The organism is Streptomyces sp. NPDC059201, from assembly GCF_042754585.1.
GTDB lineage: Bacteria > Actinomycetota > Actinomycetes > Streptomycetales > Streptomycetaceae > Streptomyces.
This window is the reverse complement of record NZ_JBHZBB010000007.1, coordinates 279,503-293,721: the sequence shown is the minus strand read 5'-3', so window position 1 is coordinate 293,721 and position 14,219 is coordinate 279,503. Positions and strand designations below refer to the sequence as shown.

The 14,219-nt window shown below is 74.1% G+C and carries 12 protein-coding genes; 9 read left to right on the top strand and 3 right to left on the bottom strand.

Going from position 1 to position 14,219, the window contains the following annotated elements:
- Positions 1-18: 18 nt before the first annotated feature.
- Positions 19-1,716 (bottom strand): phenylacetic acid degradation protein PaaN, encoded by a 1,698-nt coding sequence (gene paaN, locus ACFXMG_RS23665; RefSeq protein WP_383814433.1) that lies wholly within the window; start codon positions 1,714-1,716, stop codon positions 19-21.
- Positions 1,717-1,937: 221 nt separating this feature from the next.
- Here paaN and ACFXMG_RS23660 point away from each other — a divergent pair, with 221 nt between their 5' ends.
- Together ACFXMG_RS23660 and ACFXMG_RS23655 are read left to right on the top strand one after the other, a co-directional pair.
- Positions 1,938-3,470 carry a 3-hydroxyacyl-CoA dehydrogenase gene (locus ACFXMG_RS23660; RefSeq protein ID WP_383814435.1) on the top strand — a complete coding sequence of 511 codons (1,533 nt, stop codon included), beginning with the start codon at positions 1,938-1,940 and terminating at the stop codon, positions 3,468-3,470.
- Entirely contained in the window at positions 3,467-4,057 is a 591-nt protein-coding gene (locus tag ACFXMG_RS23655; RefSeq protein WP_383814437.1) for a TetR/AcrR family transcriptional regulator, read from the top strand. Before ACFXMG_RS23660 ends, ACFXMG_RS23655 begins: the two co-directional genes overlap by 4 nt.
- Before the next feature lie 127 nt (positions 4,058-4,184).
- Here the strand turns inward: ACFXMG_RS23655 and ACFXMG_RS23650 are convergent, their stop codons facing one another.
- The gene (locus ACFXMG_RS23650) at positions 4,185-4,751 is read right to left on the bottom strand and encodes an Lrp/AsnC family transcriptional regulator (protein WP_383814439.1); all 567 of its coding nucleotides are present in this window, start codon (positions 4,749-4,751) and stop codon (positions 4,185-4,187) included.
- A gap of 186 nt (positions 4,752-4,937) precedes the next feature.
- Here ACFXMG_RS23650 and pdhA point away from each other — a divergent pair, with 186 nt between their 5' ends.
- From pdhA to ACFXMG_RS23615, 7 genes are all read left to right on the top strand, one after another.
- Positions 4,938-6,089: a pyruvate dehydrogenase (acetyl-transferring) E1 component subunit alpha gene (gene pdhA / locus ACFXMG_RS23645; RefSeq protein WP_383814441.1), complete on the top strand. Its 1,152-nt coding sequence runs from the start codon at positions 4,938-4,940 to the stop codon at positions 6,087-6,089.
- The gene (locus ACFXMG_RS23640) at positions 6,086-7,123 is read left to right on the top strand and encodes an alpha-ketoacid dehydrogenase subunit beta (protein ID WP_383814443.1); all 1,038 of its coding nucleotides are present in this window, start codon (positions 6,086-6,088) and stop codon (positions 7,121-7,123) included. The genes pdhA and ACFXMG_RS23640 overlap by 4 nt, the downstream gene beginning before the upstream one ends.
- Positions 7,123-8,535: a dihydrolipoamide acetyltransferase family protein gene (locus ACFXMG_RS23635; protein WP_383814445.1), complete on the top strand. Its 1,413-nt coding sequence runs from the start codon at positions 7,123-7,125 to the stop codon at positions 8,533-8,535. Before ACFXMG_RS23640 ends, ACFXMG_RS23635 begins: the two co-directional genes overlap by 1 nt.
- A 445-nt stretch (positions 8,536-8,980) precedes the next feature.
- Positions 8,981-9,913 (top strand): DUF6457 domain-containing protein, encoded by a 933-nt coding sequence (locus tag ACFXMG_RS23630; RefSeq protein ID WP_383814446.1) that lies wholly within the window; start codon positions 8,981-8,983, stop codon positions 9,911-9,913.
- Positions 9,910-11,310: a molybdopterin molybdotransferase MoeA gene (locus ACFXMG_RS23625; RefSeq protein ID WP_383814448.1), complete on the top strand. Its 1,401-nt coding sequence runs from the start codon at positions 9,910-9,912 to the stop codon at positions 11,308-11,310. The genes ACFXMG_RS23630 and ACFXMG_RS23625 overlap by 4 nt, the downstream gene beginning before the upstream one ends.
- Positions 11,298-12,389, top strand: coding sequence for a potassium channel family protein (locus tag ACFXMG_RS23620; protein ID WP_383814450.1), 1,092 nt, complete (start codon positions 11,298-11,300; stop codon positions 12,387-12,389). Before ACFXMG_RS23625 ends, ACFXMG_RS23620 begins: the two co-directional genes overlap by 13 nt.
- Before the next feature lie 85 nt (positions 12,390-12,474).
- The gene (locus tag ACFXMG_RS23615) at positions 12,475-13,455 is read left to right on the top strand and encodes an NAD(P)H-quinone oxidoreductase (protein ID WP_383814451.1); all 981 of its coding nucleotides are present in this window, start codon (positions 12,475-12,477) and stop codon (positions 13,453-13,455) included.
- Positions 13,456-13,556: 101 nt separating this feature from the next.
- Here ACFXMG_RS23615 and ACFXMG_RS23610 read toward each other — a convergent pair whose 3' ends face one another.
- Positions 13,557-14,111, bottom strand: a complete 555-nt coding sequence (locus tag ACFXMG_RS23610) for a bacterial proteasome activator family protein (protein WP_383814453.1) — start codon at positions 14,109-14,111, stop codon at positions 13,557-13,559.
- Between the last annotated feature and the right edge of the window lie 108 nt (positions 14,112-14,219).

Below are 14,219 nucleotides of genomic sequence, written 5' to 3'. Positions count from 1 at the left end.
GCCCCCGCCGGCGGGCGGTCACGCCTGGCGGCGCACCTCGACCACGCGGAAGCGGTGGGAGACGAAGGCGCCGTCGCACAGCGCCGCGTTCGCCGCCGGGTTGCCGCCCGAGCCGTGGAAGTCGGAGAAGGCCGCCGTCTGGTTCACGTACACCCCGCCCGTCAGGTTGAGCGAGAGCTGCGCGGACTCCTCCAGGCAGACCTCCTCGACGGCCCGCTCGGTGTCGGCGGAGGTCGTGTACGCGCCGACCGTCATCGCGCCCTTGTCGCGGATGGTGCGCCGCAGCAGCTCCAGGCCGTCGGCGGTGGAGTCCACCGAGACGGCGAAGGAGACCGGGCCGAAGCACTCGGAGAGGTACGCCGCCTCCGCGTCCGGCTTGGAGCCGTCCAGCTTGACCATGACCGGGGTGCGGACGACCGCCTCGGGGAAGTCCGGGTGGGCGACCTCGCGGGAGGCCAGGGCCACCTCGCCCAGTCCGGCAGCCGCCTCCAGGCGGGCCTTCACGTCCGGGTTCACCAGGGCGCCGAGCAGGGCGTTGGCCCGGGCGTCGTCGCCGAGGAGACCGCCGACCGCGGCGGCCAGGTCGGCCACCACCTCGTCGTAGGACTTCGGACCCTGGTCGGTGCTGATGCCGTCGCGGGGGATCAGCAGGTTCTGCGGGGTGGTGCACATCTGGCCGCTGTAGAGCGACAGCGAGAACGCCAGGTTGGACAGCATCCCCTTGTAGTCGCCGGTGGAGTCGATCAGCACCGTGTTGACGCCGGCCTTCTCCGTGTAGACCTGCGCCTGGCGGGCGTTGGCCTCCAGCCAGTCGCCGAACTCGGTCGAGCCGGTGTAGTCGATGATCCGGATCTCCGGGCGGACCGCCAGGGTCTTGGCGATGCCCTCGCCCGGACGCTCGGTGGCCAGCGCCACCAGGTTCGGGTCGAAGCCGGACTCGGCGAGGACCTCGCGGGCGACCCGCACGGTCAGCGCCAGCGGGAGGACCGCGCGCGGGTGGGGCTTCACCAGGACCGCGTTGCCCGTCGCGAGGGAGGCGAACAGGCCCGGGTAGCCGTTCCACGTCGGGAAGGTGTTGCAGCCGATGACCAGGGCGACGCCGCGGCCGACGGGCGTGAACTCCTTGCTCAGCTCCAGCGGGTCCCGCTTGCCCTGCGGCTTGGACCACGCGGCCCGGCCGGAGGGCGTACGGGTCTGCTCCTCGTACGCGTACGCCACGGCCTCCAGGCCGCGGTCCTGCGCGTGCGGGCCGCCGGCCTGGAACGCCATCATGAACGCCTGGCCGCTGGTGTGCATGACCGCGTGGGCGAACTCGTGGGTGCGGGCCGAGATCCGGGCCAGGATCTCCAGACAGACCAGGGCGCGCGCCTCCGGGCCCGCGTCGCGCCAGGCGGGCAGGCCGGCGCGCATGGCGGGCAGCAGGACGTCGACGTCCGCGTGCGGGTACTCGATCCCCAGCGCGGGGCCGTACGGCGAGACCTCGCCGCCGGTCCAGCCGTCGGTGCCCGGCTGGTCGAGGTCGAAGCGGCCGTTCAGCACCGCCGCGTGGGCGGCGAGACCGGCCTCGGCGTCCAGCGAGCCCTCCGCCCCGTATGCCTTCGGATGCTCCGGATACGGCGACCAGTAGGCGCGGGTGCGGATGGTGGCGAGGGCCTGATCGAGCGTGGACCGGTGCTTCTCGGCCAGAACGTCGGTGGTCGGCTGGGCGGTGGCCATGGATGGACCAACTCCTCGTCGAGCTGGGCAGGGAGACGCGTACGGAGTTAGAGTAACCGAACGATCGGTCGGGACAAGGGGGGTCCGTCGATCCTGTGGAAAACCCATCGGGGAGGATCACTCCTATGAGCGCCGACACGAGCGCTGACACGAGCGCTGACGCAGGCGCCGACACGAGCGCCGCCGCGCAGGCCAACGGGACCGTCAGGGGGAGCGCCACCATGGACGACACAAGCGCCGCGGGCGAGGCGATCGAGCGGGGCCGGACGGTCGCCGTCGTCGGCACCGGCACCATGGGCCAGGGGATCGCGCAGGTGGCGCTGGTCGCCGGCCATCCCGTACGGCTCCACGACAGCGCCCCCGGCCGGGCCGCCGAGGCCGTCGCCGCGATCGGCGCCCGCCTGGACCGGCTCGTCGAGAAGGGCCGGATGGACGCCGCCGACCGCGAGGCCGCCGCCGGGCGGTTGCGCGCGGCCGAGGACCTCGCCGAGCTCGCCGACGCGGCCCTCGTCGTCGAGGCGATCGTCGAGGACCTGGCGGTCAAGCAGCGCCTCTTCGCCGACCTGGAGGAGGTCGTCGGGGACGACTGCCTCCTCGCCACCAACACCTCCTCCCTCTCCGTCACCGCCATCGCCGGAGGGCTGCGGCTGCCCGGCCGCTTCGTCGGCCTGCACTTCTTCAACCCGGCGCCGCTGCTCCCCCTCGTCGAGGTCGTCCGCGGCTTCGCCAGCGACGAGACCGCCGCCACGCGCGCGTACGAGACGGTGAAGGCGTGGGGCAAGACGCCGGTGCGCTGCGCCGACACCCCCGGCTTCATCGTGAACCGGATCGCCCGGCCCTTCTACGCCGAGGCGTTCCGCGTCTTCGAGGAGGGCGGCGCCGACCCGGCGACCATCGACGCGGTGCTGCGCGAGTGCGGCGGCTTCCGGATGGGCCCCTTCGAGCTGACCGACCTGATCGGGCAGGACGTCAACGAGGCCGTGACCCGCTCCGTGTGGGAGTCCTTCTTCCAGGACCCGAAGTTCACGCCGTCGCTGGCGCAGCGCCGGCTCGTGGAGTCGCGGCGGCTGGGCCGCAAGACGGGCCACGGCTGGTTCTCGTACGCGGAGGGCGCCGAGCGGCCCGAGCCGCACACCGCGCCGCCGGAGAAGGCGCCGGAGCGGATCACCGTCCGCGGCGACCTGGGGCCCGCCCAGCCGCTGGTGGAGCTCTTCGAGGCGGCGGGGATCGCCGTCCGGCGCAAGCGCGGCGACGGCTTCGTCGAGCTGCCCGGCGGCGTGAAGCTCAGCATGGTGGACGGCGAGAGCTCCTTCGAGTACCACCAGGAGGAGATCGTCTACTTCGACTACGCCCTGGACTACGCGACGGCGGGCCGGATCGTCCTGTCGGCCCGGGAGGGGACCGCCCCGGACTCCCTCGCCGAGGCCGTGGGCCTCTTCCAGGCGATCGGCAAGCAGGTCTCCGTGATCGGCGACGTGCCCGGCATGATCGTGGGCCGGACGGTCGCGATGCTGGTGGATCTCGCGGCCGACGCGGTCGACCGGGGCGTCGCCACCGCCGAGGACATCGACACGGCCATGCGCCTGGGTGTGAACTACCCCGTCGGACCGATGGAGTGGGCGCGGAAACTGGGCCACCGGCGCGTGTGCGCCCTGCTGGGGCAGTTGCACGACCGCTATCCGACGGGCCGGTACGCGCCGGCCGTCGGCCTGGTGCGCCGCGGATACACCGAGGAAGCCGAGGAGGCCCGATGACGACGGCCCGACGCGACACGTACACCCCCGAGACGCTGCTCTCGGTAGCGGTGAAGGTGTTCAACGAGCGGGGATACGACGGCACCTCCATGGAGCACCTGTCCAAGGCGGCCGGGATCTCCAAGTCCTCGATCTACCACCACGTGGCGGGCAAGGAGGAGCTGCTGCGGCGGGCGGTCAGCCGGGCGCTGGACGGGCTCTTCGTGATCCTGGAGGAGCCGGGAGCGGTACGCGGCCGGGCGGTGGAGCGGATCGAGTACGTGACCCGGCGGACCGTCGAGGTGCTGATAGCGGAGCTGCCGTACGTGACGCTGCTGCTGCGGGTGCGGGGCAACACCGCGACCGAGCGGTGGGCGATGGAGCGGCGCCGGGAGTTCGACCACCGGGTGGCCGAGCTGCTCGGGGCGGCGGCGGCCGACGGCGATCTGCGGTCCGACGTGGACGTCCGGCTCGCGACCAGGCTGCTCTTCGGCATGATCAACTCGCTGGTGGAGTGGTACCGGCCGCATCCGGACCAGGCGGAGCGCGACCAGATCGCCGAGACCGTCGTCCATCTGGCCTTCGACGGGCTGCGGAAGGCCCACTGAGGGCCCCGTGAGGGCCCGCTGGGGCCCTGTGAGGCGTGCGAGAGGGCCCCGGGGGCTTCCCGGGGCCCTCTTCCGTGTCCGGGCCCTCTTCCGCGCCTCCGGGCCCTCTTTCGTGTCTCCGGGGCCGTCAGGGCCTCGGGTCGGCGTTCAGGTCCATCTCATCGAAGACGAGGAGGGTGCGGGTGGAGAGCACCTCGGGGATCGCCTGGAGGCGGGTGAGGACCAGCTCGCGCAGGGTCCTGTTGTCCGGGGTGTGGACGAGCAGCAGCACGTCGAAGTCCCCGCTGACCAGCGCGATGTGCGCGGCGCCCGGGAGCGCCTTGAGCTGTTCGCGGACCGTGCGCCAGGAGTTCTGCACGATCTTGAGCGTGATGTAGGCGGAGGCGCCGTGCCCCGCCCGCTCGTGGTTGACCCGGGCGCTGAAGCCGCGGATCACGCCGTCGTCGATGAGCCGGTTGATCCGGGCGTACGCGTTGGCCCGGGAGACGTGCACCCGCTCGGCGACCGACCGCACCGAGGCGCGGCCGTCCGTCTGGAGCAGTCGCAGGATGTCCCGGTCTATCGCGTCCAGCGGCCGTGCCGGGACGGCGTGCGCCGGCGTGTCCGAGGGAGCGCTCAGCACCTCGCCCACCCCGTCCGCCGCCGCTTCGTCCGGGGCTCCGCCCCGGGCGACGGCCATTTGTTCATCCGCCATGTCCCCCCGCCTCTCTCCGGTGGACGACCTGCCTCTATCCCAGGCTGTGGAGAACCGTTTGTCCACAGGCTGGAGGTGCCTGTAGCCAAAATGCCTCCACGACCGAACAATCGGTAGGTGAGGCGCGCCACACTCGCGCCACCCGCCTTCGGGTCTTATGCCCGCTCCCACGAGGAGGTGGACTCGTTGCAACAGCGCAGTTCGACAGTCCAGGAGCCGCTCGCCGAGACGGCCTACCGGCCCACCCCGCCGCCCGCCTGGCGGCCGCGGACCGATCCCGCCCCGCTGCTGCCCGACGCCGAGCCGCTGCGCGTGCTCGGCACGGACGCCGTGGCCGACGCCGACCCCGCGCTGCTGCGCCGGCTCTACGCGGAGCTGGTCCGCGGCCGCCGGTACAACGCCCAGGCGACCGCCCTGACCAAGCAGGGCCGGCTCGCGGTCTACCCGTCCACCACCGGGCAGGAGGCGTGCGAGATCGCCGCCGCCCTGGTCCTGGAGGAGCGGGACTGGCTCTTCCCGTCGTACCGGGACACCCTCGCGGCCGTCGCCCGCGGCCTCGACCCCGTGCAGGCGCTGACCCTGCTGCGGGGCGACTGGCACACCGGTTACGACCCGCGCGAGCACCGCATCGCGCCCCTGTGCACCCCGCTCGCCACCCAGCTGCCGCACGCCGTGGGCCTCGCCCACGCGGCCCGCCTGAAGGGCGACGACGTCGTCGCGCTCGCCATGGTCGGCGACGGCGGCACCAGCGAGGGCGACTTCCACGAGGCGCTGAACTTCGCCGCCGTCTGGCAGGCGCCGGTGGTCTTCTTCGTGCAGAACAACGGCTTCGCGATCTCCGTGCCGCTCGCCAAGCAGACCGCCGCCCCCTCGCTCGCCCACAAGGCCGTCGGGTACGGCATGCCGGGCCGCCTGGTCGACGGCAACGACGCCGTCGCGGTGCACCAGGTGCTCGGCGAGGCCGTGGCACGCGCGCGTCGCGGCGGCGGCCCGACCCTCGTGGAGGCGATCACCTACCGGATCGACGCCCACACCAACGCCGACGACGCCACCCGCTACCGCGCGGCCGGCGAGGTCGAGACCTGGCGGGCGCACGACCCGGTGCTCCTCCTGGAGCGCGAGCTGACCGCGCGCGGACTGCTCGACGAGGAGGACCGCCGCGCGGCGGCCGAGGCCGCCGAGACGATGGCGGCGGAGCTGCGCGAGCGGATGAACGCGGACCCGGTTCTCGACCCGATGGACCTCTTCACCCACGTCTACGCCGAGCAGACCGCGCAGCTGCGCGAGCAGGCGGCGCAGCTGCGGGCCGAACTCGAAGCGGAGGGCGAGAACCGATGACGACGGCGACGACCGGCGCGACGGCCGCCAGGGCGGCGGGCCGGGCCAAGCCGGCCACCATGGCGCAGGCGCTCCAGCGCGCCATGCGCGACGCGATGGCCGAGGACCCGACCGTCCACGTGATGGGCGAGGACGTCGGCACCCTCGGCGGGGTCTTCCGGGTCACCGACGGGCTCGCCAAGGAGTTCGGCGAGGACCGCTGCACGGACACGCCGCTGGCCGAGGCGGGCATCCTCGGCGCCGCCGTCGGCATGGCCATGTACGGCCTTCGGCCGGTGGTGGAGATGCAGTTCGACGCGTTCGCCTACCCGGCGTTCGAGCAGCTCGTCTCGCACGTGGCGAAGATGCGGAACCGGACGCGCGGCGCGATGCCGATGCCGATGGTCATCCGGGTGCCGTACGGCGGCGGGATCGGCGGCGTCGAGCACCACAGCGACTCCTCCGAGATCTACTACATGGCCACCCCCGGCCTGCACGTGGTCACCCCGGCGACCGTCGAGGACGCCTACGGGCTGCTGCGGGCGGCCATCGCCTCCGACGACCCGGTCGTCTTCCTGGAGCCCAAGCGGCTCTACTGGTCGAAGTCCGACTGGTCGCCCGAGGCACCCGCGCGCGTGGAGCCCCTCGGCAAGGCCGTGGTCCGCCGCCCCGGCACCAGCGCCACCCTGATCACCTACGGCCCCTCGCTGCCGGTCTGCCTGGAGGCGGCCGAGGCCGCCACCGCCGAGGGCTGGGACCTGGAGGTCGTCGACCTCCGCTCGCTCGTGCCCTTCGACGACGAGACCGTCGCCGCGTCGGTGCGGCGCACCGGCCGCGCGGTCGTGGTCCACGAGTCCGGCGGCTTCGCCGGTCCCGGCGCGGAGATCGCCGCCCGGGTCACCGAGCGCTGCTTCCACCACCTGGAGGCCCCGGTGCTGCGGGTCGCGGGCTTCGACCTCCCCTACCCGCCGCCGATGCTGGAGCGGCACCACCTGCCCGGTGTCGACCGGGTCCTGGACGCGGTCGCGCGGCTCCAGTGGGAGGCGGGGAACTGATGGCACAGGTCCTGGAGTTCAAGCTCCCCGACCTCGGTGAGGGACTCACCGAGGCCGAGATCGTCCGCTGGCTGGTGGCCGTCGGCGACGTCGTCGCGATCGACCAGCCGGTCGTCGAGGTCGAGACCGCCAAGGCGATGGTCGAGGTGCCCTGCCCGTACGGGGGCGTGGTCACCGCCCGCTTCGGCGAGGAGGGCACCGAACTGCCGGTCGGCGCGCCGCTCCTGACGGTCGCCGTCGGCGCCTCCGCCGAGGCCGGGGCCGGGGCCGGGGCCGGGACGCCCGCCGCGCCCGCCCCCGTGGCGGAGCCACAGGCTTCCGCCTCCTCCGCCTCCGCCGAGTCCGCCGTCTCGTCGGAGTACTCGGGGAACGTGCTCGTCGGCTACGGCACGGCGGGCCCCGCCGCCCGGCGGCGCCGGATCCGCCCCCAGACCCCGGCCGTCGCGAACCCCACGCCGAACGCGACGGCCGGTCCCGCCCCGACGGCCCGGGTGACCGCCCCTGCGGCCCCCGCAGCCGGGCCCGAAGGGCCGGTCCCGGTCATCTCCCCGCTCGTGCGGAAGCTGGCCCGCGACCGGGGCCTCGACCTGCGGGAGGTGCGCGGCTCGGGACCCGAGGGCCTGATCCTGCGCGCCGACGTCGAGCGGGCCCTCACGGCCCGCGAGGCGCCCGCGCCTGCGGCGCCCGTCGCCCCGGCCGTCCCGGCCGCGTCCGCCGCGACCGCCGGCGAGCGGATTCCGCTGCGTGGGCTGCGCGGCGCCGTCGCCGACAAGCTCTCCCGGAGTCGTACCGAGATCCCCGACGCGACCTGCTGGGTGGACGCCGACGCCACCGAACTCATGGCCGCGCGGGCGGCGATGAACGCGGCGGGTGGGCCGAAGATCTCGCTCCTCGCGCTCCTCGCCCGGATCTGCGCCCACGCCCTGGCCCGCTTCCCCGAGCTGAACTCCACCGTGGACACGGCCGCCCGCGAGATCGTCCGGCTGCCCTCGGTGCACCTCGGCTTCGCCGCCCAGACCCCGCGCGGGCTCGTCGTCCCCGTGGTCCGGGACGCCGGGACCCGCACCGCGGAGTCGCTGACCGAGGAGTTCGCCCGGCTCACCGAGTCGGCCCGGCAGGGCACCCTCACCCCGGCCGACCTGACCGGCGGCACCTTCACCCTCAACAACTACGGGGTGTTCGGGGTGGACGGCTCCACGCCGATCGTCAACCACCCCGAGGCGGCGATGCTCGGCGTCGGCCGGATCATCCCCAAGCCCTGGGTCCACCAGGGCGAACTGGCCGTCCGTCAGGTGGTGCAGCTCTCGCTCACCTTCGACCACCGCGTCTGCGACGGCGGCACGGCGGGCGGCTTCCTGCGGTACGTCGCGGACTGCGTCGAACAGCCCGCGGTCCTGCTCCGCACGGTCTGACCGGCACGCGCCGCATCCGACGCACGCGCCGGGTTCGCCCGTACAGCTCCGGGCCCGGCGCGCTCGGAGCCGTACCCTCGGACGGCCGTGCCCGCCCGAGGGACCGGCCTCGGCCCCGTCGAATCAGCTCGCGGTCCTGCTCCGCACGGTCTGACCGGCGCGCGCCGCATTCGACGCACGCGCCGGGTTCGCCCGTACGGCTCCGGGCCCGGCGCGCTCGGAGCCGTACCCGCGGACGGCCGTGTCCGCCCGAGGGACCGACCTCGGCCCCGTCGAATCAGCCCGCGGTCCTACTCCGCACGGTCTGACCGGCGCGGTTCGCCCGTACGGCTCCGGGCCCGGCGCGCTCGGAGCCGTACCCTCGGGCGGTCGTGTCCGCCCGAGGGACCTACCTCGGTCCCGGCGGGCGGTTCGTGGGTGGCGGTGGGCGGACCATACTGCTGGGGTGACCACCGCATATGACGTCGTCGTGCTCGCCGGGGGTGCCGCGCGGCGCCTCGGGGGTGTGGACAAGCCAGGGGTACGGGTCGGGGGCCGGGCGCTGCTCGACCGGGTGCTTGCCGCCTGTGCCGGGGCGCACCGGACCGTGGTCGTCGGCGACCCGCGCCCGACCGTCCGGCCCGTCCGCTGGACCCGCGAGGAGCGGATCGGCACGGGCCCGGTGGCCGCGCTCGACGCCGGAGCCGCCGCGCTCCGGGTCTCCGACGCCGAAACCGCCGCGCTCCGGTCCTCCGACGCCGAGACGGCCGACCTCCCCGACCCCGAGGTCCTGCTCGTCCTCTCCGCCGATCTGCCGTTTCTCGGCGAGCCGACCGTCCTGCGGCTCCTCGCCGCGCTCGACGCGGATCCGGAGGCCGGGGCGGCGCTGCTCACCGACGAGGGCGGGCGCGACCAGCCGCTCGTCGCCGTCTACCGCACGGCGCCCCTGCGCCGCGAGCTCGACGCGCTGCGGGACGCGCACCACGGCCTCGACCACCTCCCCCTGCGGCGTCTCACCGGCGGGCTCCGGATCGTCCGGGTCCCGATCGGGCCGGACGAGCCTTCGGCCTCCTTCGACTGCGACACCTGGGAGGACATCGCCACGGCCCGGGCCCGGATCAGGGACCATGGAGCCGTGCTGGACGAATGGATCACCGCAGTCAAGACCGAACTGGGCCTCGACCTGGACGTCGACACCGGCGTCCTGCTCGACCTGGCCCGGGACGCCGCCCACGGCGTCGCCCGCCCCGCCGCGCCCCTGACGACCTTCCTCGTCGGCTACGCGGCCGCGAAGGCCGCCGAGGACGGCACGGCCCCGGCCGAGGCGGTCGCCGAGGCCGCCCGCAAGGCCGCCGACCTCGCCCTGCGCTGGGCGGCCGAACAGGACGAGGCCGGATGACCCCCGGACAACCCGCCCCCGCCCCTGTCCCCGATGTCGGGTCCGGGCGGGGGCACGGGCATCACCGCGCCACTCCCTGGCCCGAGGCACGCGCGCGTGCGGCGCGCGCCGGAGCCGAGGCCCGCGCGGCCACCGACCGCCCGCCCGTCCGCGTACCGCTCGGGCAGGCCCTCGGCCGCACCCTCGCCGAACCGCTGCGGGCCCTCACCGACCTGCCCTCCTTCGACAGCTCGGCCATGGACGGCTGGGCGGTCGCGGGGCCGGGCCCCTGGACGGTGCGCGAGGAGGCCGTCCTCGCCGGTCACGCCGGGGCCGCCGCCCTCGCGAACGGCGAGGCGGTACGGATCGCCACCGGCGCCCGCGTCCCCGCCGGCGCCACCGCCGTGATCCGCACCGAGCACTCCCGCACGGAGCCCTCCGGCACCGCGCCCACGCCCTCCACCGGCGAGGCCCTGGCCGGAACGGTTCTGCTGCATCCGCTCCGTGAGGTCGTGCCGGGGCAGGACATCCGGCCCCGGGGCCAGGAGTGCCGTACCGGCGACGAGCTGCTGCCCGCCGGGTCCTTCGTCAGTCCGGCCGTGCTCGGTCTCGCCGCCGCCGCCGGATACGACGAGCCCGCCGTGCTGCCCCGCCCCCGGGTGGAGGTCCTCGTCCTCGGCGACGAGCTCCTGACGGCCGGGCTCCCCCGTGAGGGGCTGATCCGGGACGCGCTCGGCCCGATGCTCGGGCCCTGGCTGGCGGCGCTCGGCGCCGAGGTCCTGGCGATCCGCCGGATCGGCGACGACGCCGAGGCCCTGTACGACGCCGTCACCACATCCGCCGCCGAACTCGTCGTCACCACCGGAGGCACCGCCGCCGGGCCCGTGGACCACGTCCACCGGGTCCTCGACAAGGCCGGCGCCACGCTCCTGGTCGACGGGGTGAAGGTCCGCCCCGGCCACCCCATGCTGCTCGCCCGCCTGGACGCCGGACGCCACCTCGTGGGACTGCCGGGCAACCCCCTCGCCGCCGTCTCCGGCCTCCTCACCCTCGCCGCGCCCCTCCTGGCCGCGCTCAGCACCGAGGCCACCACCCCAGCCACCGAAGCCACAGAGGCCACCGAAGCCACAGAGGCCCCCCTCCGTGACGGTGTCCAGGGCCATCCGCACGACACCCGGCTCGTCCCCGTCGTCCACCGGGACGGCCTCGTCGTGCCGCTGCACTACAACGGGCCGGCCATGCTGCGGGGCATCGCCGCCGCCGACGGGATGGCCGTCGTCCCGCCCGGGGGAGCCGAGCCCGGCCGCCGGCTGGAGCTCCTGGCCCTCCCCTGGCCGACGCAGGCCCAGCCGACGCAGGCCCGGCCGACGACCCCCGTGTCGCCCTCGGCGTCCGCTCAAGGAGCATGTTTCACGTGAAACTTCCCAGCCGTGATGTCATGGCCCGCCATGCCGACGAGAAGGTCACCGGTTCGCGGATCGCGCTCCCCCGGCGGACCGTGGACCCGCTCCGCCAGGTCGGCCGTCGCATCCTCATGGCCCTCGGGGTCCTGTTCCTGACGATCCTGATCGTCTACGTCGACCGCGAGGGCTACCACGACAACGCCAACGAGACCGTCGACTTCCTCGACTGCGCCTACTACGCGACCGTCACCCTCTCCACCACCGGATACGGCGACATCGTCCCGTACAGCGACTCCGCGCGACTCGTCAACATCCTGGTGATCACGCCCCTGCGCGTGCTGTTCCTGATCATCCTGGTCGGCACCACCCTTGAGGTCCTCACGGAGCGGACCCGGGAGGAGTTCCGGCTGAAGCACTGGAGGTCCAACTTGCGCGACCACACCGTGATCGTCGGCTTCGGCACCAAGGGGCGGTCCGCGATCCAGACCCTCTGCGCCACCGGCCTCCGCAAGGAGCAGATCGTCATCGTCGATCCCTCCGGCAAGGTCATCGAGGCGGCGAACCTCGATGGCTTCGTCGGAGTCGTCGGCGACGGCACGCGCAGCGACGTCCTGCTCCGCGCCGAGGTCCAGCGGGCCCGCCAGATCGTCATCGCCACCCAGCGCGACGACACGGCCGTCCTGGTCACCCTGACCGCCCGCCAGCTCAACAAGGGCGCGAAGATCGTCGCCGCCGTCCGGGAGGAGGAGAACGCGCCGCTGCTCCGCCAGTCCGGCGCCGACGCGGTCATCACCAGCGCCTCCGCCGCCGGCCGGCTGCTCGGCCTCTCCGTGCTCAGCCCCAGCGCGGGCACGGTCATGGAGGACCTGATCCAGCAGGGCTCCGGCCTCGACCTGGTCGAGCGCCCGGTGACCAAGGCGGAGGCGGGCCGGAGCGTCCGGGAGACCGACGACCTGGTGGTGAGCGTGCTGCGCGGCCACCGGCTGCTCGGCTACGACGACCCGGCGGCCAGCCCGCTCCAGCTCACGGACCGCGTCATCACCATCGTCCGGGCCGCCCCCGTCACCCCCCTCACCACACCGCCGGAGGACTGACCGGCGGCACGCCGGAGGACCCACCGGGAGCGCGCCGGGCGACGGACCCGGGGCGCGCCCGAGGAGCGGGAGTAGCCTCGCCGCCATGCATGCGATCACGATTCCGGAACCCGGTGGCCCCGAAGCCCTCGTCTGGGCCGACGTACCCGATCCCGTGCCCGGCGAGGGCGAGGTCCTCGTCGAGGTGGTGGCGAGCGCGGTCAACCGCGCCGACGTCCTCCAGCGGCAGGGCTTCTACAACCCGCCGCCCGGCACCTCGCCCTACCCCGGCCTGGAGTGCGCGGGCCGGATCACCGCCCTCGGCCCCGGGGTCTCCGGCTGGTCCGTCGGCGACGAGGTCTGCGCGCTGCTCGTCGGCGGCGGCTACGCCCAGCGGGTCGTCGTCCCGGCCGGGCAGCTGCTGCCGGTCCCGAAAGGCGTCGACCTGGCGACGGCCGCCGCGCTCCCCGAGGTCGCCTGCACGGTCTGGTCCAACGTCTTCATGATCGCCCACCTGCGCCCCGGCGAGACGCTGCTCGTGCACGGCGGGGCCAGCGGCATCGGCACGATGGCGATCCAGCTGGCCAAGGCGGTCGGCGCGAAGGTCGCCGTCACCGCCGGAAGCCCGGAGAAGCTGGCCCGCTGCGCCGAGCTCGGCGCGGACATCCTGATCGACTACCGCACCCAGGACTTCGTCGAGGAGCTCCACCAGGCGACCGACGGGGCGGGCGCGGACGTCATCCTCGACATCATGGGCGCCAAGTACCTGGACCGGAACATCCAGGCCCTCGCCGTGAGCGGCCGCCTGGTCGTCATCGGGCTCCAGGGCGGCGTCAAGGCCGAGCTGAACCTCGGGGCGCTGCTCGCCAAGCGGGCGGCCGTGATGGCGACGACGCTGCGGGCCCGCCCGCTCCAGGAGAAGGCGTCGATCGTCGCGGCCGTGCGTGAGCACGTCTGGCCGCTGGTCGAGGGCGGGACCGTCCGCCCGGTCGTCGACCGGACGCTCCCGATGCCGGAGGCGGCCGAGGCCCACCGCGTCCTGGAGTCCGGCGCCCACGTCGGCAAGATCCTCCTGCTGGCCCCGTAAAGACGCCCGTAAGGAACCCGGCAGGTACGCGGAAGGGCCCGGCACGCACGATGCGCGCCGGGCCCTTCCCCGTACGACTACGAGTACAACTACCGCAAGCGCTACAGATACGGCCCCGAGCCGACCGCCCGCCCGTGGCCCCGGCCGCCGTCCTCGTCGTCATCGTCGTGCGAGGCGCCGGGCGGCAAGGCCCGCCGCATCTGCTCCAGTTGGGCGCGGGCCGCCATCTGCTGGGCGAAGAGCGCCGTCTGGATGCCGTGGAAGAGGCCCTCCAGCCACCCCACCAACTGGGCCTGCGCGATGCGCAGTTCCGCCTCGGAGGGGATGGCCTCGTCGGTGAACGGGAGCGAGAGCCGCTCCAGCTCCTCGACCAGCTCCGGCGCGAGACCGTCCTCCAGCTCCTTCACCGAGCTGGCGTGGATCTCCTTGAGCCGGACCCGGCTGGCCTCGTCGAGAGGTGCCGCCCGAACTTCCTCCAGAAGCTGCTTGATCATGCTGCCGATCCGCATGACCTTCGCAGGCTGCTCGACCATTTCCGTCACCGGGACCTCGCGGGGTTCGTCGTCGCCCTGGGCGCCGCCGAAAGTCATCCCGTCCTGTCCCATGATGAGGACCTGCGGGCTCTCCGGCGACCTGTCATTCCTCGGCATCTCCATGCCGCCATTCTCTCGCACACATGCTTCACCACCAGGTGTGCCCGGGGAGGAGGGTGATCCACCCTCTTCCCCGGGCACGGTCAGGCCACGGAAAGGCGTCAGGTCGCC